Source organism: Streptomyces sp. NPDC057682 (assembly GCF_042799575.1).
Classification (GTDB): Bacteria; Actinomycetota; Actinomycetes; order Streptomycetales; family Streptomycetaceae; genus Streptomyces.
In genome coordinates, this window is record NZ_JBHVIN010000005.1 from 75,417 (window position 1) to 94,236 (window position 18,820).

Annotated in this window: 19 protein-coding genes and 1 pseudogene; 9 read left to right on the plus strand and 11 right to left on the minus strand. The window is 70.3% G+C overall.

The window, feature by feature from the left end; translation table 11 throughout:
* The first annotated feature begins 7 nt into the window (after positions 1-7).
* On the plus strand, positions 8-787 hold the full coding sequence (locus tag ACFVDM_RS10195; protein WP_383635698.1) for a CbtA family protein: 780 nt from the start codon (positions 8-10) through the stop codon (positions 785-787).
* A 124-nt stretch (positions 788-911) separates the two neighbouring features.
* On the opposite strand, the gene ACFVDM_RS10200 is transcribed toward ACFVDM_RS10195, so the two are convergent.
* Together ACFVDM_RS10200 and ACFVDM_RS10205 are read right to left on the minus strand one after the other, a co-directional pair.
* Complete coding sequence (locus ACFVDM_RS10200) at positions 912-1,424, minus strand: GNAT family N-acetyltransferase (RefSeq protein WP_383635701.1); 513 nt, start codon at positions 1,422-1,424, stop codon at positions 912-914.
* A gap of 125 nt (positions 1,425-1,549) precedes the next feature.
* Positions 1,550-1,906, minus strand: coding sequence for a tetratricopeptide repeat protein (locus tag ACFVDM_RS10205; RefSeq protein WP_383635704.1), 357 nt, complete (start codon positions 1,904-1,906; stop codon positions 1,550-1,552).
* A 143-nt stretch (positions 1,907-2,049) separates the two neighbouring features.
* Between ACFVDM_RS10205 and ACFVDM_RS10210 the strand changes: the two genes are divergently transcribed.
* On the plus strand, positions 2,050-3,015 hold the full coding sequence (locus ACFVDM_RS10210; protein ID WP_383635707.1) for a pirin family protein: 966 nt from the start codon (positions 2,050-2,052) through the stop codon (positions 3,013-3,015).
* Between the two features lie 559 nt (positions 3,016-3,574).
* Here ACFVDM_RS10210 and ACFVDM_RS10215 read toward each other — a convergent pair.
* Together ACFVDM_RS10215 and ACFVDM_RS10220 are read right to left on the minus strand one after the other, a co-directional pair.
* Complete coding sequence (locus tag ACFVDM_RS10215) at positions 3,575-4,231, minus strand: hypothetical protein (protein ID WP_383635710.1); 657 nt, start codon at positions 4,229-4,231, stop codon at positions 3,575-3,577.
* Between the two features lie 84 nt (positions 4,232-4,315).
* Positions 4,316-5,263, minus strand: a complete 948-nt coding sequence (locus ACFVDM_RS10220; protein WP_383635713.1) for a hypothetical protein — start codon at positions 5,261-5,263, stop codon at positions 4,316-4,318.
* A gap of 210 nt (positions 5,264-5,473) precedes the next feature.
* Here ACFVDM_RS10220 and ACFVDM_RS10225 point away from each other — a divergent pair, with 210 nt between their 5' ends.
* Complete coding sequence (locus ACFVDM_RS10225) at positions 5,474-5,848, plus strand: hypothetical protein (protein ID WP_383635716.1); 375 nt, start codon at positions 5,474-5,476, stop codon at positions 5,846-5,848.
* 86 nt (positions 5,849-5,934) lie between these two features.
* Here ACFVDM_RS10225 and ACFVDM_RS10230 read toward each other — a convergent pair whose 3' ends face one another.
* Positions 5,935-7,158, minus strand: coding sequence for an oxygenase MpaB family protein (locus tag ACFVDM_RS10230; RefSeq protein WP_383635719.1), 1,224 nt, complete (start codon positions 7,156-7,158; stop codon positions 5,935-5,937).
* Between the two features lie 1,308 nt (positions 7,159-8,466).
* Between ACFVDM_RS10230 and ACFVDM_RS10235 the strand changes: the two genes are divergently transcribed.
* A complete protein-coding gene (locus tag ACFVDM_RS10235) occupies positions 8,467-8,769 on the plus strand; it encodes a hypothetical protein (RefSeq protein WP_383635722.1) in 303 nt (100 codons plus the stop codon).
* A gap of 194 nt (positions 8,770-8,963) precedes the next feature.
* Positions 8,964-10,184 (plus strand): alpha/beta hydrolase family protein, encoded by a 1,221-nt coding sequence (locus ACFVDM_RS10240; RefSeq protein ID WP_383635725.1) that lies wholly within the window; start codon positions 8,964-8,966, stop codon positions 10,182-10,184.
* A gap of 84 nt (positions 10,185-10,268) precedes the next feature.
* On the opposite strand, the gene ACFVDM_RS10245 is transcribed toward ACFVDM_RS10240, so the two are convergent.
* The gene (locus tag ACFVDM_RS10245) at positions 10,269-10,730 is read right to left on the minus strand and encodes a DUF1348 family protein (protein ID WP_383635728.1); all 462 of its coding nucleotides are present in this window, start codon (positions 10,728-10,730) and stop codon (positions 10,269-10,271) included.
* Between the two features lie 121 nt (positions 10,731-10,851).
* Here ACFVDM_RS10245 and ACFVDM_RS10250 point away from each other — a divergent pair, with 121 nt between their 5' ends.
* The 3 genes from ACFVDM_RS10250 to ACFVDM_RS10260 all read left to right on the plus strand — a co-directional run bounded on the left by ACFVDM_RS10250 (position 10,852) and on the right by ACFVDM_RS10260 (position 12,920).
* Positions 10,852-11,418, plus strand: coding sequence for a TetR/AcrR family transcriptional regulator (locus ACFVDM_RS10250; protein WP_383635731.1), 567 nt, complete (start codon positions 10,852-10,854; stop codon positions 11,416-11,418).
* A gap of 232 nt (positions 11,419-11,650) precedes the next feature.
* A complete protein-coding gene (locus ACFVDM_RS10255; RefSeq protein WP_383635734.1) occupies positions 11,651-12,211 on the plus strand; it encodes a hemerythrin domain-containing protein in 561 nt (186 codons plus the stop codon).
* 103 nt (positions 12,212-12,314) lie between these two features.
* Positions 12,315-12,920, plus strand: a complete 606-nt coding sequence (locus ACFVDM_RS10260) for a flavodoxin family protein (protein ID WP_383635737.1) — start codon at positions 12,315-12,317, stop codon at positions 12,918-12,920.
* A 40-nt stretch (positions 12,921-12,960) separates the two neighbouring features.
* Here the strand turns inward: ACFVDM_RS10260 and ACFVDM_RS10265 are convergent, their stop codons facing one another.
* The 5 genes from ACFVDM_RS10265 to ACFVDM_RS10285 form a co-directional block, all read right to left on the minus strand.
* Positions 12,961-13,785 (minus strand): glutamate racemase, encoded by an 825-nt coding sequence (locus ACFVDM_RS10265; protein WP_383635740.1) that lies wholly within the window; start codon positions 13,783-13,785, stop codon positions 12,961-12,963.
* 82 nt (positions 13,786-13,867) lie between these two features.
* Entirely contained in the window at positions 13,868-14,128 is a 261-nt protein-coding gene (locus ACFVDM_RS10270; RefSeq protein ID WP_383635743.1) for a hypothetical protein, read from the minus strand.
* A gap of 15 nt (positions 14,129-14,143) precedes the next feature.
* Positions 14,144-14,344, minus strand: a complete 201-nt coding sequence (locus ACFVDM_RS10275) for a CDGSH iron-sulfur domain-containing protein (RefSeq protein WP_383635746.1) — start codon at positions 14,342-14,344, stop codon at positions 14,144-14,146.
* Complete coding sequence (locus ACFVDM_RS10280; RefSeq protein WP_383635749.1) at positions 14,328-15,008, minus strand: HemK2/MTQ2 family protein methyltransferase; 681 nt, start codon at positions 15,006-15,008, stop codon at positions 14,328-14,330. Before ACFVDM_RS10280 ends, ACFVDM_RS10275 begins: the two co-directional genes overlap by 17 nt.
* Before the next feature lie 49 nt (positions 15,009-15,057).
* Positions 15,058-16,020, minus strand: coding sequence for an iron-containing redox enzyme family protein (locus tag ACFVDM_RS10285; protein ID WP_383635752.1), 963 nt, complete (start codon positions 16,018-16,020; stop codon positions 15,058-15,060).
* Positions 16,021-16,671: 651 nt separating this feature from the next.
* Between ACFVDM_RS10285 and ACFVDM_RS10290 the strand changes: the two are divergent.
* Positions 16,672-18,745: pseudogene (locus ACFVDM_RS10290) on the plus strand (catalase).
* Positions 18,746-18,820 lie beyond the last annotated feature (75 nt).

Sequence of the window (18,820 nt, forward strand, 5' to 3'; positions counted from 1 at the left end):
GACACCCATGAACTCCATATCCGTACGAGCCCTGTTGGTCCGCGGCATGCTGGCCGGCCTGATCGCCGGTGCCTGCGCCCTGCTGGTCGCCTACTTCCTCGGTGAGTCGCGGGTCGACGCGGCCATCGCGCTCGAAGAGGCGCACGCGCACGGCCACGACCACGGCGGCGGCGAGGAACTCGTCAGCCGCACCCTCCAGTCCACCGCGGGTCTCGCCACCGGCGTCCTCGTCTTCGGGGTCGCCGTGGGCGGTATCGCCGCACTCGTCTTCTGCTACGCGCTCGGCCGCGCCGGCCGGTTCGGGCCGAGGGCCACGGCGGCACTGATCGCGGGCGCGGCGCTGCTCGCGGTGTACGTCGTGCCGTTCCTGAAGTACCCGGCGAACCCGCCGGCCGTCGGCAACCCCGACACCATCGGAGAGCGCACCACGCTGTTCTTCCTGATGGTCGCTCTCAGCGTGCTGCTGGCCGCGGCGGCCGTCATCATCGGCAGACGGCTGGCCCCGCGCCTGGGCAACTGGAACGCGAGCATCGCCGCGGGCGCCGGCTATGTCCTGGTCATCGGCCTCGCGTACGCCTTTCTCCCCTCGTACAACGAGGTGGGCGGGGACTTCCCGGCCTCACTGCTCTGGGAGTTCCGCCTGGCCACGCTGGCGGTCCAGGTCACCCTGTGGACCGCCTTCGGCCTGGTCTTCGGCGCTCTGGCGGAACGGCTGCTCGTGCCGTCCCCGGACCGCGAGGCGGCCCGGAAAGGCAAGGCGAACCGGACGGCGGCCATGACCGGCTGACGCCCGACCGGACGCGGAAGGAGCCCGCCGGACCGTTCCCGGCGGGCTCGTTCCGTTGATCGGGTGTGTTGATCGGGCGCGTTGAACGGATCTGTCGGACGGGTGCGCGGGACGGGTGCCCCGCTCAACCGTGGTCGTCGACGCGGCCGTCCCAGTCGACCCGGTAGTGCTTCAGCCGCTCGTCCTGCTTCACGAACCGCATGCCGGCCGCGGTCATCACGTGCTGGGACGCGGTGTTGTCGAGGTCGGTGTCCCCGTGCACGCAGACGACGCCCTGTTCCCGGGCGAACCGGAGGAGGGCGCGCAGCGCCTCGGAGGCGTACCCCCTGCCCCGTACGGAGGGGACGAGCCCGTATCCGACCGTGACGTGACCCCGGCCGTCCGGCGCCCCGTGGAAGCCGATGCCCCCGACGACCAGCCCGTCCGCGCGGAGCCGTATCGCGTACGAACCGAACGGTGTGGGGTCACCGCTCGTCGCGCAGTCGGCGAGGAAGCGGGTGGCGGCGGCACGCTCGCCGGGGGAGGGGAAGCCGGGGGCCCACCGTTCCCCGGCGGCGGGGCCGCCCGCCGCCACCCGCTCGGCGTCGGCGACGGTCATCGGACGGAGCAGCAGACGCGCGGTGGAGAGATCGTTCATGCCGGTGGCGTATCACGCGCAGGGCCGGGCCCGCACCCCAATAGAAGGGGGGAGCGGGCCCGGCCCGGCACCGGAGGTGCGTCCCGTCACGGGCCGGGGCCGGGGCGCCGGACACGCCCGGGACCTCAGGCGTCACCCTTCGACGGGAAGTCCCCGGCGAGCGCGGCGGCCATCCGCAGATGGGTGTCGGCCTCGGCCTGCCTGCCCTGGCGCTCCAGCGTGCGTCCGAGCATCAGCCGGGCGTACTCCTCGACGGGGTCGCGCTCCAGGACGGCGCGCAGTTCCGTCTCGGCCCGGACGAGGCGCGCCGAGTGGTAGTAGGCGCGGGCCAGCAGCAGCCGCGGCGCGACCTGCTCGGGAACCTCGTCGACGAGACCGGTCAGGATCCGGGCGGCGGTGGTGTACTCCTTCGCTTCGAAGAAGAACAGGGCCCGCTCCCAGCGCTCGGCGGCGGTGCCGAACTCGTAGTAGGCGTCGCTCATGTGACCCCCTCGGTCGAAGGCGGCGGCCGGGCCGGTCCCGTACCTGTCCGTACGCCACAACACCGATAGATGGTTTAACATTCCACTAAATATTCGGCGTGGATTCCAGCCTGCCGGAGTCGCACGGGAATAGGTTGAGCGCCATGAGCAATCTCGATCGCCAGGCCGCACTCTCCGTCTGCGGAGGGAGGGGCTTCGTCGTCGCCGAGCCCGTACGCGAACTCCTCACCCCGCGCCACGTCCGGCTCGGTGAGTCGACCGAGGTCCGCAGACTGCTGCCGAACCTGGGCCGCCGCATGGTCGGCGCCTGGGCCTTCGTCGACCACTACGGCCCCGACGACATCGCCGACGAGCCCGGGATGCAGGTGCCGCCCCACCCGCACATGGGACTGCAGACCGTGAGCTGGCTGCACGAGGGCGAGGTCCTCCACCGCGACAGCCTCGGCAGCCTGGAGACGATCCGTCCCCGCGAACTCGGCCTGATGACCTCCGGCCGCGCGATCAGCCACTCCGAGGAGAGCCCCCGGCAGCACGCCGCCCTGCTCCACGGCGCCCAGCTCTGGGTCGCCCTCCCCGACGCCCACCGCGACGTCGAACCCCACTTCCAGCACCACACGGACCTGCCCACCGTGGTCGCCCCCGGCCTCACCGCCACGGTCATCCTCGGCACCCTCGACGGCGCCACCTCCCCCGGCACCGCCTACACCCCCATCGTCGGCGCCGACCTCGCCCTCACCCACGGAACCGAGGCCCGGCTCCCCCTGGACCCCGACTTCGAGTACGCCGTGCTCTCCATGTCCGGCGAGGCCGAGGTCGACGGCGTCCCCGTCCTCCCCGGCTCCATGCTCTACCTCGGCTGCGGCCGCACGGAACTCCCGCTGCGCGCGGAGTCCGACGCGGGGCTGATGCTGCTCGGCGGCGAGCCGTTCGAGGAGGAGATCATGATGTGGTGGAACTTCGTGGGCCGCACCCAGGACGAGATCGCGCAGGCGCGTGTGGCCTGGATGAACGGTGATCGGTTCGGCACCGTACATGGCTACGACGGCGCTCCGATCCCCGCGCCCGCCCTGCCGCCGGTGCCGTTGAAGGCGCGCGGTCGGGTGCGTTGACCTGCTCTTTCCCTTCGGTGGGGGTTCTCGTCACCCGTGGTCACGTGCGGGCGGAGGAGGGCCTCCACAGGGGGAGACGGAGGGGGCCTGGTCCTGGGCGTTCGCGTATGGCTGCGTGGTCATGTGTGACCTTGTTCGACCAGGTGTGTCAGGACGGATGCTGACCTTTTGCTGACTTTACTGACTTCCTGTCAGGTATGAGTCGAGTGCCGCTGTCGATGTCCCTCGCTGGTGGGTGCAGGAGGTTGGCAGCCTGGCGATGGCCGTGTCGGCCCTACGCGCGATCGAGGACACCTGTGCCGTGCTCATGAGGTGCGGTGCATGGGTTCGAGAGCGGCTTCCATGCCGTCGAGTTCACCTCGCAGCAGGCAGGCACGGGAGAGGTCCACGTATGCCTGCGTGGAGATGAGCGGAGGCCGATGATCTACCTCCGACCTTGGCCGCCACGGTGCGCTCGGTGTACGCCCGGCCGAATTCGAAGTACTTCAGAGCCTCGACAGGCGGCGGAGGCGGGCGGCGGGCCGGGGCGACGTGGATGAACCTGATCAACGCGTGCGGCTCAAGGAGTGAGGAGGTGGACGGCGGGGAGATTCCCGGCCTGTGCGGCATCCCGGTCGACGCTCAGCCCCGTGTACGCGCCCAGCGCGGTGAACACCAGGGCGGGCAGGCGCGCGCCGTGCTGTTCGTAGTAGACGGTCACCTCGTCGGCGGTGGCGTCGGGGATGGAGGGGAAGACGGCACCGGCGGCGGTGAGCGCCGCGTCCAACGCCGACGCGTGGCCGGTGGTGGTGCCGAACTCTGCGCGCCGTATCACCTCGTCGCCCTCGACGTGCAGGATCACGGCGGGCGGGCTGTACAGGTTCCGGCTGGCGCACAGGATCTCGTCACCCGGGCCGGGCCTCATCGAAGGGACACGGCGGAACCCGGTTGCCCAGGTCGCGGCGTGGTGGTTCTCCAGCACGTACGTCCACTCACCCTCGCTGCCGTACATCGCGTAGGCGTATCGGGTGGGGTCGTGGCCGGGCGGGGTGGTCTGGCTGCGCAGTTCGTTCAGCGGGGTGCGTGCGGCGAGCTCATCGAGGTCGGCCCCGAGGTTGATGAGGAACTCGTCAGGGTCGATGCCTCGGGCGACGGTGAGGGAGATGCCGCCACGCATTCCGGGGACGGGCGTGGCGGTGTGGGCGTGAGCGCCTATCCAGGTAAGGCCGTTGGGCATGGAGGGGGGTCCTTTCGCTGGTGGGGTGGGGTCGAGCTCGGCCTCGCGCTTTCTACGGTCGACTCACCGCCGGCGCTCGCGAGATCATTCTCGGCGTAGCACGGTGAAGTAGTTGTCTGCGGAAGAGTTCCACAGGCCAGGACTGAGGGTGAGAACGGTGGCATGGCGGGTTCGTGCGACTGCCACGGTCATCCGGTCTTCTGGAGTGATCGAGCAGCGCCAATAGATCACCTCGGACCCGGTCTCGGGGCGTGGGGCGGGCTCCTCGACCCGACTCGGGAGTGGCAGGTCCGGCCGGTCCCAGTCGAGCCGGAGCCCAGGGGCTTTGAGCGCTGGCCCAGGCATCAGGGTGCCGTCCGGGTACTTGCCACGAGCGCGGTGGTACTTGAGTGCGTAGGTCACGGTGCCGCCCGCTAGCTTGCACCGCCCGTAGCTCCGGGGCGGCCGGGCCGCCGTGGTCCTCTTCATCTCCGCACCCCTGCCCCACCTTCCGATGAGGTACGGGCCAGATGCATGAGTACACGTACTCAGATCCCAGCCCAAGGTTCGAGTGGATGAATTCGCTTCTCCGACAACGTAGTTCGGCGAACCACTGACGGGACTGCGCCCACAGGAATGCAACAGCAACGAAACAACCGCTCTGCGCCAGTAGACGTTCCCTGTACGCACGCACGGTGACGGAGGCGGCACCCGCGGCTGGGGCTGGGGTGCGTGGCTGAAGAGGGAGGGCGGGGCGGCCGGACTGCGACCGAGCGCCGCAGCCGTTCGACCCACGCTCGTCGGCGCTTCCCTGTGCGCGGTCGGCGCGGGCGGGGCGGCCGATGTGGATGCCCGGTGCGGGACCGGGGCGCTCCAACGGCCGACGGCCGCGTAGACGGGGCCCAGGGCCTGTCCGGCCTCGGTCAGGACATAGGGGTCGCCCCAGCGCGAGCCGGTGCGGGTGACCAGACCGTCCTTCTGAAGCCGCTTCATCCGTTGGAACGTGGTACTGGCATCCATGCCGGTCACGTCGTCGATCTCGGCAAGGCGCATGGCGCCGTGTTACCGAGGGACTGGATCACGGATGTGGAACGGCGCAGGCGCAGACGCCGAAGAGCGTCTTCGATGCGTTCGGCGCCCGCCGCTGGGCGTTACAACGGTGCGGGCAGGTTACGGAGAATCGAGACAGGTTCATGGCTTTCGTCCGGGGGGCCCTCCCGAGGCGGTTGGGGGCTGCGTGAGCGGGCGTGGTAGACACGCGGCATGGCTGCGTTCATGGCGTTCTTCGATGGTTCGACCACCACCTGGCGGGTCAGCTCAGCCGCCGTGACTTCCGGGATCACGGATCTCTGGGCCGAGGTGGAAGCCGATCCGACGCAACGCAGTGAGGTATGTGCGTTCAGTTGGAGCTTCTGCACGGATGAGGGGCCGGGCGAGGTCTTTCTGCCGGAGGGCGGGACGGGCCTGTACGTGGACGCGCCCCTGGCGGAATCGGCGCAGGTCGCCTGCTTGCTTCGCCGGCTGATGCCGGATTCCGTCGAGCTGGTGTTCTGCGATCAGGGATATTACTTCGATGTTCGAGTCCAGCCGGGAGCCACGGCGATGGAGCTCATCGCAGAGGTGGATGCCCAACCCTGAGTGCCGGGGCAGGCGCGGCCGGCTGCCCCGGCACCCTCCTGATCCGGGGTGCGCCGCCGTACGTCGTCCACCGGGGGGTGCGGTTGTCAGGACGGACGGTTCGTGTCCGGGATGCTGATGGCGATCGGCTTGGCCTCGCCGAGGAAGAGCAGGACGAACTGGCGGATCGCCTCTTCCAGGGTCCAGGCTACGGACGGGATGACGGGAAAGGAGATCAGTCCCTCGCGGAAGGCGACCAGGAGGGGCCAGGCGGCTGCGATCAGGGGCTTCAGGACGGGCTCCTTGGACAGCCCGATCATGTCCCCGACCCGGTCGCCGAGCGTGTACCTGGCGAACGCGCTGATCAGGGGGCGGGTGAGGCCGAGATCGAGTTCGGCCACGATGTCGAGGAGGACTTCGGTCAGTGCCACCCCCTCGTCACTCGCGGCCAGGATCGGATCGAGGACCTGAGCGGACTGGGCGTTGGCCGCGTCCCAGGTGGCCGGGATGTACTCCTGCCGCACGCCGAGCATGGCGGCGCTGACCTGCCACACATGCAGATAGGCGTCCGAGTCGGCGGTGCCGACCCTCACACGCCAGTCCTTGAGCCTCTGCATCACGAACGTGGCCAGGCTGTGCCAGGTGACGAGGATGTCCGCCTGGCTGATGGGGATCGTCTGGCCGCCGCTCGTCTGCGTCCACCCGGGAGACTGGGGGAGCAGATGCCGTACGGCGGCGTGCACCATCCGGGTCTTCACGCACGTCACGATCATCGAGCCCGTCGGCTGGTACGCGTCCACGTCCCCGATGTCGTAGCCGAGTCTCGCGGTCTTGGCGATGCGGTCCTTCATGTCCGCCCCGCCCTTGGAGTAGTACACCGCGCGTGCCTCGCGGGGGATGGCGGTACTCATCATGCCGCTGCCGAGGCCGTACAGTGCCCCGACGTAGATCCCCTTCGTCTTGCTGAACCGGGAACCGCGGTCGAGCTTCGTACGGTCGGCCCAGGACGGGAGCCGACGGGCCTCCTCCATGAAGTCCCGTACATCTGAGGGCAGTTCTGCGGGGAGGGCCTGGTCGTTGCGGGTCCACTTGGCGAGTGCGGCGTTGACCCTGGCCACATCGCCCCGGTCGATGACGGCTGCCAGGACCGGGTCGGCTTCGTCGTCCCACACCCATTCGGGATCCACGCCGGCGCCCGCGCCCGCCACGGAGCCGGCCGGCGACCAGGTCCACAGGGGCCGGGCCCCTGCGGGGGAAGCCATGCTCAGCGCTCCGGCGGCGCCGAGGGCTCCGCCGGCCAGTAACATCTTTCGTCTGCTCAGCCCGTCCATCTGATCGAACTCCTCTGTGGCTGTGGGTTGTTGCGTCCGTCGAGGTGTTGCCGAGGTTCTGCGGAGCCCTGCCGCACCCGGTCGAAGTCCAGAGGCCTCGCGGGGGCATGCGGGGGTTCCCACTCGGCGTGCACATGGGGTGAGGCTCGTCTGGAGTGTTGAAGCCCGTACGGTCCTGAGGTGTGCGTTGTTTGGTGCGGCACCGTCACTCGCTCGTGACGGCAGACCTCGCGTTGACTGCCGACCCCTGAAGACGCCTGTGATTCATCATTGACTTATGTGCCTTCCGAGAGGTCGCCACGGATGCAACTGACCCTCACAAAGCGACAGTTGTGAGCCATCCTCTTTGGAGCTGCTTTAGATTCATGTGATTTCTCATTAACATAGCGAGTGTCGCCGTAGTCGACAATGGGTGTGACGATGCTTCGCCCAGGTCGCGGCGTAGTGCCTGTGCGACGGTTGATGTGAGGCCGGCTCTCCTGGGGCGAACCGCGCCGCCGGTCCGCGGTGTTGGTCTTGGGCCCGCTGTCCGACCTGCTGAGGAAGGCTGCTGGACCCTGGCCGGGCGCGCGGGCGAGATCACTCCTGACGGCATGCGGCACCTGCTGTATCGCCCGAAGCGCGATGCCGGTGCATGAACCCTGTGGTGCGCCGGCGGGGTGGTGGGGCCGCCCGTGGTGAAGTTCCGGATGGACCGTTCGGCCAAGGGGCCTTCCGGCCCAGCTCCCGGGCGACCGGGCCCCCTGGACGTTCACCCAGGACGTACGACTCCATCGGCTACGCCTTCACCGGCACGGGCGTCGACGTCCTGGGCGAGAAACAGGTCGAGGGCGGGGACATCGAGGTCCGCGTCGACGGCGGACCGCCCGTCACCGTCAGCAACCCTGGGCACCGCGCGCCTCGCCCGCGAGATTTTGTTCACCACGCGGGGGCCTCCCGCGGATGCCACACGGTCACCGTGACCGACATGACGGCGAAGACCCTGCGCCTGGACGCCTACACGGTCGTCCCCACCGCCCTCAGAACCGTGCGAGGCCTGGTGTTCCAGGGCCTCACCCTCACCGGTACCACCTGGGCCGCCGTCTCCGACGAGGGCCTCGTCGACAGCCAGGGCGGGGTGATCTGGGATCCCCGGCCCCTGAACCCCGCCCGCATCCCCGCCGCGGTCCGGATCAGCCGCGGCACCGACATCAGCTTCACCGGGAACCACGTCCACGACATCCTCCGGGTACTGGACGACGGGGCTTCATCCACACCCTCGGCGGCCAGGGCGGCGGCACCCGCCGGTCGGGCGCCTCCGGCAACTTCGTGGAGATCCGCAACCGCAGCACCGCCCCCACCGACAAGAGCCTCTACCCGGACGAGGGAAGCTCCCACTGGGACATCCACGACAATGTCGTCCGGTACGTGAACGGGGCCAACTGGATCAGGATGTGGACGCCGGCCATGCACGACGCCCACGTTCGGAACACCTGCTCCGACGTTCCCAACCACTTCAGCAACGCCACCGACAGCACCGTGGAGCAGGCCTTCGTCGTCCCCGATGACATCTGGCCCGAGGAAGCCCGCAGCATCATGGCGAACGTCGGTCCGGGCGCAACGCTTCCATAGCGTCGAGCGTCGGCAGGGCCACACGTCCCAGCGAGCCCGGAGTGCGCGCGTCGGTCGCTGCCACCGCCCGCCGCATCAACCCACGGGTGTAAACCCGTGGGCCGATGTCGGACGGGAGGGCGTGTGACAGCGTTGTGCTGTGCCCACGGACCGGCCGTGACGGCACGATTGACGACCCATGACATGGAGGACCCGTGGCCGTCCCGCCGTTCACCGCACACCGGAGCCCGACACGTCGCCGCGTGCTGGGAGCCGCGCTGGCCACGGGGGCCGCCTTACCGCTCGGCGCGGTGGTGGGTCCCGCGTGGGCCGTTCCGGAGGGGCGCGGACCGGCCCCGGGACGGCTCACACTGCCGGAGCCCACCGGGCCGTATCCGGTGGGCACGGTCCCGCTGCATCTGGTCGACCGGTCACGGCCGGACGGGATCGCGGGCCCGGGGCACTTCCGGGAGCTGATGGCGACCGTGTGGTATCCGGCCCGGAACGTGGAGGGCCACCCGCGGGCGCCCTGGATTCCGGCCGGTGCCCTGGAGGCGTTCCTCACGGATGCCGGGTTCGGGGAGATGGCGCCGCTGGCGCCGGTCACCGCCGGACACGTGGGGGCCCCGCTGATGCGGTTGGGCCGGCGGCTGCCGGTCGTGGTGTTCTCCCACGGTGCGCACAGCCACCAGGGGGACCACACGGTCGTGGTCCAGGAACTGGCCAGTCATGGCTATGCGGTGGTGACGGTGGCCCACCAGTACGACACGTACACGGTGTTCCCCGACGGGCGGATCGCCACCCCGCTCCAGGGCCCCGACACACCGACGCTGCCCGGGGACTTCGCGGCCGACGTGCGTTTCGTCCTCGACTGCGTCGAGCAGATCGCGGCGGGACACCATCCGGACGTGGACCGGCGGGAGCTGCCGGCCGGGCTCCTCGGCTCCCTCGACCCGCGGCGCATGGGCGCGTTCGGCTGGTCGAAGGGCGGTACGGCCACGGCCTGCGCCATGCTCGCGGACACCCGGATCCGGGCGGGCCTGAGCCTCGACGGGCCGATGCAGATGAGGCCGCCGCTCGCCGGTGCCCTGGACCGGCCGTTCATGATGATGTCCGCCGAGTTCACCCGGGCCACGGACCCCGAGGCAGCCGCGTTCTGGTCGCTTCTGCGGGGGTGGCGGCGGGACATACGGGCCGAGGGCGCCGTCCACGTCTCGTACGGCGACAACGAGGCCCTGTACCCGCAGGTGGCGGGCATCCTCGGATGGAGTGCGCAGCAACTCCAGGAGGCCATAGGCACGCTGGATCCCGGTCAGGCGGTGCGGATCCAGCAGGCGTACCCGCTCGCCTTCTTCGACGCCCACCTGCGCCACCGCCGGGGGCATCTCCTGGACGGACCGTCACCGGCCTTCCCCGCCGTCGAGTTCCTCTCCTGAGCGCTCGGGGGCACGCCGCGTCACCGGCGTCCCGTGCCCTCGGCGAACACCGACGGCGTGCCCCCTCGCGATGCGGCGCGGGTACTACTGCAGCGGAAACTCGACTCCCCGCTCGTCCGCGGGCCGGGGGCCGTGGATCCGGCGGTCGGACGCGGACATGGCGACGTCGTTGATGCTCGCCTCGCGGCGCCGCATGAGGCCGTGTCCGTCGAACTCCCACAGTTCGTTGCCGTAGCTGCGCCACCACTGGCCCTCGGCATCGTGCCACTCGTACTGGAAGCGCACGGCGATCCGGTTCTCGTGGAACGCCCAGAGGTTCTTGCGCAGCGCGTATGCCTGTTCGCGCTCCCACTTCCGCGTCAGAAAGGCGACGATCTCGTCGCGGCCGCGGAGGAAGGTGTCACGGTTGCGCCAGACCGAATCCGGTGTGTACGCGGAGGCCACGCGGCGGGGGTCGCGGGTGTTCCAGGCGTCCTCGGCGGCTTGGACCTTCCGGAGCGCCGTCTCGTGGGTGAACGGCGGAAAGGGCGGGCGATCGTCGGTCACGGGATCCTCCACATCGTCGAGAACGCAGTGGGACAGCATGGAGACCGCATTGAGAACGTACGTTCTCCATCAAGGTGGCCTAAGGTAGGGAACGATCGTTCTCGATGTCAAGGAGTCCCGGATGCCCGCCCCGATCACCGACGAGCAGCACCGTCTGGACCGTGAGGCGCTGCTCGACGCCGCGGAGGGGCTCTTCTACGAGCAAGGCATCCAGGCGGTCGGGATGGACCTGATCCGTACGGCGTCCGGCCTGCCCCTGAAGCGGATCTACCGGTTCTTCCCGGCGAAGGAGGACCTGGTGGTGGCGGTGCTCGAACGCCGTGACCGGCGGTGGAGAGGGGCCCTGGCCGCGTACGTGGGGGAGGTCCCGGACCCTCGTGAGCGGGTTCTCGCGGTCTTCGACTGGCTCGCCGCATGGTTCGCGGAACCCGGCTTCCGCGGCTGCGCCTGGATCAACGCCCACGGCGAACTGGGTACCTCGTCCGAGGCGGTGCTCACCGAAGTCCGTACGCACAAACAGGCGTTCCACGATCAGATCGCGGACTGGACCCGGGCCGCGGGACTGCCGGCGGCCGAGCCGGTCCTCCTCCTTGCCGAGGGGGCCATCGTCACCGCCGGCATCACCGGCGACCCGGCCCCGGCCCGCCATGCGCGCGCGGCCGTCGCGATGCTTCTCGGGGGTGCGTGAGCGGACGTCGACCAGGATCAATCGTATCCGGTGGAGCGGACCGGGACCCAGGCCGCCCTTCGCGGCGGCGGAGCGGCGCCTGTGCGCACGTGGAACGGATACCCCCGGACGTCGTTGGGCCAGTCCGCCCAGTCGACGCCCCCCTGTGCGTGTTGGCCGACCCGAGGTTCCGCGGCTGTGACAGCGTGAGTCGTCACCGGCGCATACGGCGCGCGTGGAAAGGGGTTCTCCCATGGGGCACGGCGGCAACGTGATCGCGGAACTGACGACCGACCACCGGGAGGTGGACGAACTCTTCGCGGAGATCGAGGTGCAGCCGGTCGGTGACGCCCGGCGCCGGGAGCTGGTGGACCACCTGACCATCGAACTGGTACGTCACTCCGTGGCGGAGGAGATGTACCTCTATCCGGCGGTGCGTGACCGGGTCGCCGGCGGCGGTGACCTCGCGGACAACGAGATCGCCGAGCACGCGACGGTGGAGCGGCATCTCAAGGAACTGGAAGGGCTCTCGGCCGGGGACTCGCAGTTCGACCACCTCGTGGCGAAATTGAAGCTCGAAGTCGCCGCGCACGTAAGGGAGGAGGAGGGGACGCTCTTCCCGCTTCTCGCGCGCTCGTGCACCCCGGAGGAACTGGACGAGCTGGGTGACAAGGTGCGGGCCGCGAAGAAGACAGGGCCCACACGCCCGCATCCGTCTGCCCCGGACACGCCTCCCGGCAACAAGCTCCTCGGACCCGGCATCGGCCTCGTGGACCGCTCCCGCGACCTGCTGACCGGCAGGGGCAGAGACTGAGCGCGGACCTAGGAGTACGACGGGGCCGGCGAGCCGCGGCCCGCGCCGACGCCCTGGGCCGGCGTGGCCGACGGGCGCCCGGATCGACAAGGAGTTGGTACACGTGACACGCGCACTCGCACTCGTCTGCACCCTGTCCCCCTCCCCGAACGACTCCAGCAGTCATCTGCTGGCCGGTCAGATCATGGCCGAACTGTCCGGGCTGGGGGTGGAGGGCGAGACCGTACGGGTGGTCGACCACGAGGTGAAGGCGGGGGTGGCACAGGACATGGGCGGGGGCGACGCCTGGCCGGAGCTCCGGAAGAAGGTGCTGGCCTCCGACATCCTGGTTCTGGCCACGCCCATCTGGCTGGGGCACCCGTCGAGTGTGTGCCAGCGCGTCCTGGAACGGCTGAACGCCGACATCTCCGAATCCGATGACGCGGGCCGCCAACTGCCCTACGGCAAGGTCGCGGCCGTGGCGGTCGTCGGCAACGAGGACGGCGCGCACAAGGTGAGCGCCGATCTGTTCCAGGGACTCAACGACCTGGGCTTCACCCTCGCCCCGGGCGCCGTGACGTACTGGGTCGGCGAGGCCCAGCACGGCACCGACTACCAGGACCTGGACGAGACCCCCGACGCCGTCGCGGCCACGACCCGCACCCTGGCCGTCAACGCGGCCCACCTCGCGGGGTTGCTCGAGGGCTCTTCGTACCCGCCGAGTTGCTGAGAGCTCGCGCAGATGGGCGAGTGTTGCGGACGGGGTTCGCTCAGACGGCCGGAGCTGTCACCGAGGCCCGAGTGGTTGCGGAGATGAGGGCTTCGCGAGGCACTCGCGCCGCGGCGGCCAGCGCACGGCCCACCGGATAGGCGTGCGCGCCTGCCGGGAGGTGGCCGGGGCGACCACTGAGCACCACGTCGACGGAGCCTGGGGCGAGGCCTGATTCCCTGGTGCGGTTCAAGCGTCGCAGCGCTTGGCGGGCGACTGCTTCGGCGCTGTCGTACAGGATGGTTCCGGCAGGCAGGCTCTGTAGAATCTGTGGAGCCATCAGGGGGTAGTGCGTGCACCCCAGTACCACGGCGTCGCAATTCCGCGGGGTTCGCTCGGTCGCATCGGCGATCGCCTCCGCGGCGGCAGTCATGTCACCGTGGTCGATCGCTTCGGCCAGGCCGGGACACGCGACCCGTGCGACCGGCATGCCGTTCGCGAAGTTCGCGATCAGGCGATCCTGGTAGTCACTTGTGGTGGTACGGACGGTCGCCCATACGGCGAGGTTTTGACTGGTTGCCGCGGCCGGCTTCACGGCAGGGACGGTTCCGATCACGGGAATGCGAGGCTCGAAACTCTCGCGCAGGGCGTCGATCGCGGTGACGGTGGCGGTATTGCAAGGGACGACGATGGCCTCCGCGCCCCGCTGAATGGCCAGGTGGGCGGCACTGAGCAGACGGTCCGTGACGAAGGAGGCGGTCCTCGGACCCCAAGGGGCCCCCTCGGGATCCAGAAGCAGAAGCAGATCGAGTTCCGGGGCAAGGTGCCGAAGCCAGCCGGCGGTAGGGAGAAGGCCACATCCTGAATCGATCAATGCCACCGTCATGGGGGTCAACGTAGCAGTCGGATCTCGCCACAGGCCGTATCGAGCACATGCGCGGCCCCCTTCACAAGGCCGGGCGAGGCCGTCAGGTGGTCCGGCGTTCGCAGCAGCGCGTGCCTTCGATGTCGATCGTTCTGGACCGTCTCGGGATGATCTCATCCAGTTCGTTCTGTTCGACGAGGGCGTACGCGTCGCCCTCGTTCACCCGCTTGCTGCGGACACGGTCGGACGTGCCGCGCTGGAGCTGACGGAAGTGGAAGGTGCGGGTCTCCGGGGCGGTGAACATCCGGACGGGAAGGGAGACCGGACCGAAGGACAGCGGTCCGCTCCACGGAGGGCGGGCCATGGCGCTCGCACTCCTTCATGTGCGCGGGCGCGCCCGGTGGCTGGTATCGCACCAGGGGTAGATGGCGCTGCGCCGGCAGGTGCAGAGGGCGACCACGAAACGGTCGGAGATGTGCACGGACCCGTCCGGTGCGGTGACTTCCACCGGGCCCTCCACGAGGAGGGGGCCCTGCGCGGTCAGTGTGACGTGGCACGGGGAGTCAGGGGCGTTCGGCACGGATGACCACCAGTTCCTCGCTCGTGTCCTCGGCGCACATCAGCCGGCGTTCGCGCAGCCAGAGAAGTCGGGAGCGCAGCACCGGGCCCAGAGGGATGCGGACCCGGCTGCTGACCCCCGCGTCCAGCCCCGCGCGTCCGAGCCGGTCGAGCGTGGCGCCGGCGTCGCAGAGCCCGGAGTGCACGATGAGCAGGACGCCGCCGCGCCGCAGCACGGACGGCACCCCCGTGCAGAGACGGTCGATGACGGCCCGGCCGTCGACCCCCGCGTCCCAGGCGCGCGAGGCGCCGCGCAGCGGAACGCCCGGGGCGGGGACATAGGGCGGGTTGCACAGCACGAGATCGTACGCACGCGTCGCCACGGCGGACGTCAGGTCGCTGCGGTGCGCCGTGATGCGACGGCGGTGCAGCAGCGCGTTGAGCCGGGCGGTGACGACGGCGCGGAGCGTGATGTCCACGGCCGTCACCTCGCAGCCGAGCTGCGCGGCGCGTACGGCGAGGGCGCCGCTGCCCGTGCCGATGTCCAGCACGGAGGTGTCCGGGCCGGTGCGTTCCTGTTCGAGGGCCGCCAGCAGCAGTTGGGTGTCGCTCTGCGGTGCGTAGACCCCGGGAGGGGTGACGAGGAAGGGCTGTGCATACGGTCGTGCGCCGGTGACGGTAACCATGCGGTCTTCTCCTTCGGGCAGGGGCACCCGCGGGGCCGTGGCCGGTCTGTCAGGCCGCCCACCGGGCGAGGAGGCGTCGGCCGAGGCGGTCTTCGAGGAAGGACGTGGCGGCGACGCCGAACGCGACGTCCGGTTCCAGCTCGGGAGCGTCGTCGAGCAGCCCGCCGATGACCTCCTTGCGCACCACCTGTTCGTGCACCGCGTCGGCCTCGACGTGCTCGTCGTAGAAGAACGTGGCGGCAGGACCCGCGCCCGTGCGGGCCATCGCGCGGGCGAGCTGCCGGGACGCGGGCGAGGACGTGATCTCGACGGCCGCGAAGTGCCCGACCAGCGCGCCGCGCATGCTCCGGTGCAGCCCGAACAGCGACATGGCGTTGACCAGCGCCAGCATCTCGGAGAACCCGTCGTCCAGATAGTGACCGTATCCGGTGTCCAGCCCGAGGTCCGCCATGAGGTCGGCGAACAGCCGGGCGTGCACGCGCTCCGCTCGGCCGCCGCCGAACTCGTCGAACTCCACGGCGGCCATCGCCGCCTTGGCCCGGCCGCTCAGCCGGGGCAGCACCCACGCGTGCGGATCGGCCTCCTTGAGGTGGTACAGCGAACGCTGTCGCGCGTACTCCCGCACCTGTGCCAAGGTGCCGCGCCGCGCGAGGAAGTGGGGCACTCCGTCGGAGTGGACGGGTTGCACGAGGAGGTCCGCCAGAACCTCGTCCAACGAGCTCGGAGCGGGGACGTCCCGCCGCAGGGCGGTGAGGAAGCGCTCCTCCAGGGCGGCCCGCAGCGACAGTAGCGCGGCATCCCATTCGCGCTCCGGATCGACGTCCCGAAAGCCTCGGTAATGGAGTTCGTAACAGCTGTACAGGGCGAGGTGCAGATCGTCACCGTACGGATCGGCCGGACCCACCGGAAGAGGAGCGGGCGGTGGGGAGCCGTCCCGCAGGGCCTCCGTCACCGCCGCCGACAGCACGCCCCTGGGACGGGGCAACAGCGGCGCGGTGCTGGATTCGGGCATCCCGTACTTCCCTCCGTACCGGGCCCGGACGAGCCCGTCGTGAGGCACCTTCCACCTCCGATGCTCCCCGTGAACGGGCGTTCCCGCATCCGCGGCGGCCCGGGACGCCGTTGTCCGCCGGACCGCCGCGGGATCGGTTCTTGCGGTACGTTCTGCGGCCGTTCGCGCGTGCGGCCCCGCGTGAACGTTCCACCCGGCCCGTGCCGTGCCCCGGATCCGTCGTCGTCAGGAGGGGCCGCCCACGCCCCGAACGATTCCGGTCACCCGTGCGCACGCGGGTGCGGTGCGGCGTGCGTGGAGCCGGCGCACTGGACCGGGGCCGGACTGGGGCTCGGCGTGGCCACCGCCCGGCGAGGCCGACGGCGCCGTCCCGGCGCCCCGGCCCGCTCCTTGGTGGCGTGCGGCGGAATCGGCGGAACTTCGCCTTCCGCGCCGCCGGCGCACAGGAGGGCACCTGCCGGCACGAATTGTGTGCGGTGTGCACCGGCCCAATGGCCCCGTCGCTGCTCCGATTGCCGGGGCCGTTGGAGTCAGTACGGGGCGGACCGTGTTTCCGCCCGTGGGCATCGGTTACCCGCATGGGAGACGGATCCGGCAGCCGCCGCCCGCCCGGCGGACCGGCACGAGCGCTCATGAGCACGGGAGAATCCGATGACCGACGGCAAACAGATCCAGCGTGACGGCGTCCGGGCCGCCGATCCGGCGGACGGGCCGATGACCACGGATCAGGGGGGTCGCCGTCGAGCACACCGACGACGCGCTGACCGTCGGTGACCGGGGCCCCACCCTCCTGGAGGACTTCCACCTCCGAGAGAAGATCACCCGCTTCGACCACGAGCGCATCCCGGAACGGGTCGTGCACGCCCGGGGAGCCGGGGCGTACGGATACTTCGAGCCGTACGAGTCGTGCGCGCGGTTCACCCGGGCCGCCTTCCTCCAGGACCCCGGCGTCCGCACGCCGGTGTTCGTCCGGTTCTCCACCGTGCAGGGCCCGCGCGGTTCGGCGGACACGGTGCGCGACGTGCGGGGCTTCGCGACGAAGTTCTACACGAGCGAGGGCAACTACGACCTGGTCGGCAACAACTTCCCGGTCTTCTTCATCCAGGACGGCATCAAGTTCCCGGACTTCGTGCACGCGGTGAAGCCCGAGCCCCACAACGAGATTCCGACCGGCGCCTCCGCCCACGACACGCTCTGGGACTTCGTCTCCCTCCAGCCCGAAACCCTGCACACGATCATGTGGCTGATGTCGGACCGGGCGATTCCGCGCAGCTACCGGATGATGCAGGGCTTCGGAGTCCACACCTTCCGCTTCGTGGACGCCGAGGGGCGTGGCACGTTCGTGAAGTTCCACTGGACTCCGAAGCTGGGCGTGCACTCCTTGGTCTGGGACGAGGCCCAGGAGGTCCAGGGCCGCGATCCCGACTTCAACCGGCGTGACCTCTGGGACGCCATCGAGGCCGGTCAGTACCCGGAGTGGGAGCTGGGCGTCCAGCTCATCCCCGAGACGGACGAGCACAGCTTCGACTTCGACCTCCTCGACGCGACCAAGATCGTCCCCGAGGAGATCGTCCCCGTCCGCCCCATCGGCCGGATGGTCCTCGACCGCAACCCCGACAACTTCTTCGCCGAGACGGAACAGGTCGCCTTCCACACCGCCAACGTCGTGCCGGGGATCGACTTCACCAACGACCCCCTGCTCCAGGTGCGGAACTTCTCGTACCTCGACACGCAATTGCTGCGGCTCGGCGGCCCCAACTTCGCCCACATCCCGGTCAACCGCCCCGTCGTCCCCGTACGCAACAACCAGCGCGACGGCTTCCACCAGGAACAGATCCACACCGGCACGAACTACACCCCCAACACCCTGGGCGCCGGCTGCCCGGTGCTCGCGGACGTCGGGTCCGGCGCCTACCGCCACCTCACCGAACGGGTGGAGGGGAGCACGATCCGCCGACGCAGCCCCAGCTTCGAGAACCACTACCTGCAAGCCGCCCTGTTCTGGCGCAGCATGGCCGACTGGGAGCGCACGCACATCGTCGACGCCTTCCGCTTCGAACTGGGCAAGGTGACCGCCAAGGACGTACGGGCCCGCGCCGTGGCCCAGTTGAGCCAGGTGGACACGGAGCTCGCGCGCGCCGTCGCCGAGGGCATCGGCGTCCCCGCCCCCGAGGCGTCCTCGACGCCCGAGCCGCAGCCGTCCCCGGCGCTGAGCCTGGAGAACCTGCGGGGCGACGGCTCCATCCTCTCCCGCCAGATCGCCGTGCTCGTCACGGACGGCGTCGACGCGACGCAGATCGAAGCGGTCAGGGGTCCGCTGACCGCCGACGGCGCGATCGTGGAACTCCTGGCCCCGCAGGACGGCACCGTCACCACCGGCCAGGGCGGCACGCTGGAGGTCGACCGGGCGCTGCCGACCGTGGCGGCCGTCCTCTACGACGCCGTACTCCTGCCCGACGGCGCCCGGTTCACCGAGGACGCCGTGCGCCGCTTCGTACGCAACGCCTACCGCCACGCCAAGCCCATCGGCGGCTACGGGGACGGCATGACCGCGCTCGCCGAACTGCTGCCCGGCACGGTGACGGACCGTCCGGCGTCCGAGGAGCGCGGACCGGTCGACAACCTCGGCGTGGTGACCGCGACCGGCGGCGACGGCGGCTTCGCCACCACGTTCGCCTCGGCCGTGGCCGCCCACCGGCACTGGGGGAGGCCGGAACTCGATTGAGGAGGAGCCCGGCCGCTCACCGGACCGGGCACTCGGACCGGTCGCCGACCCGGGCGCGCACCCGCGCCCGACGAA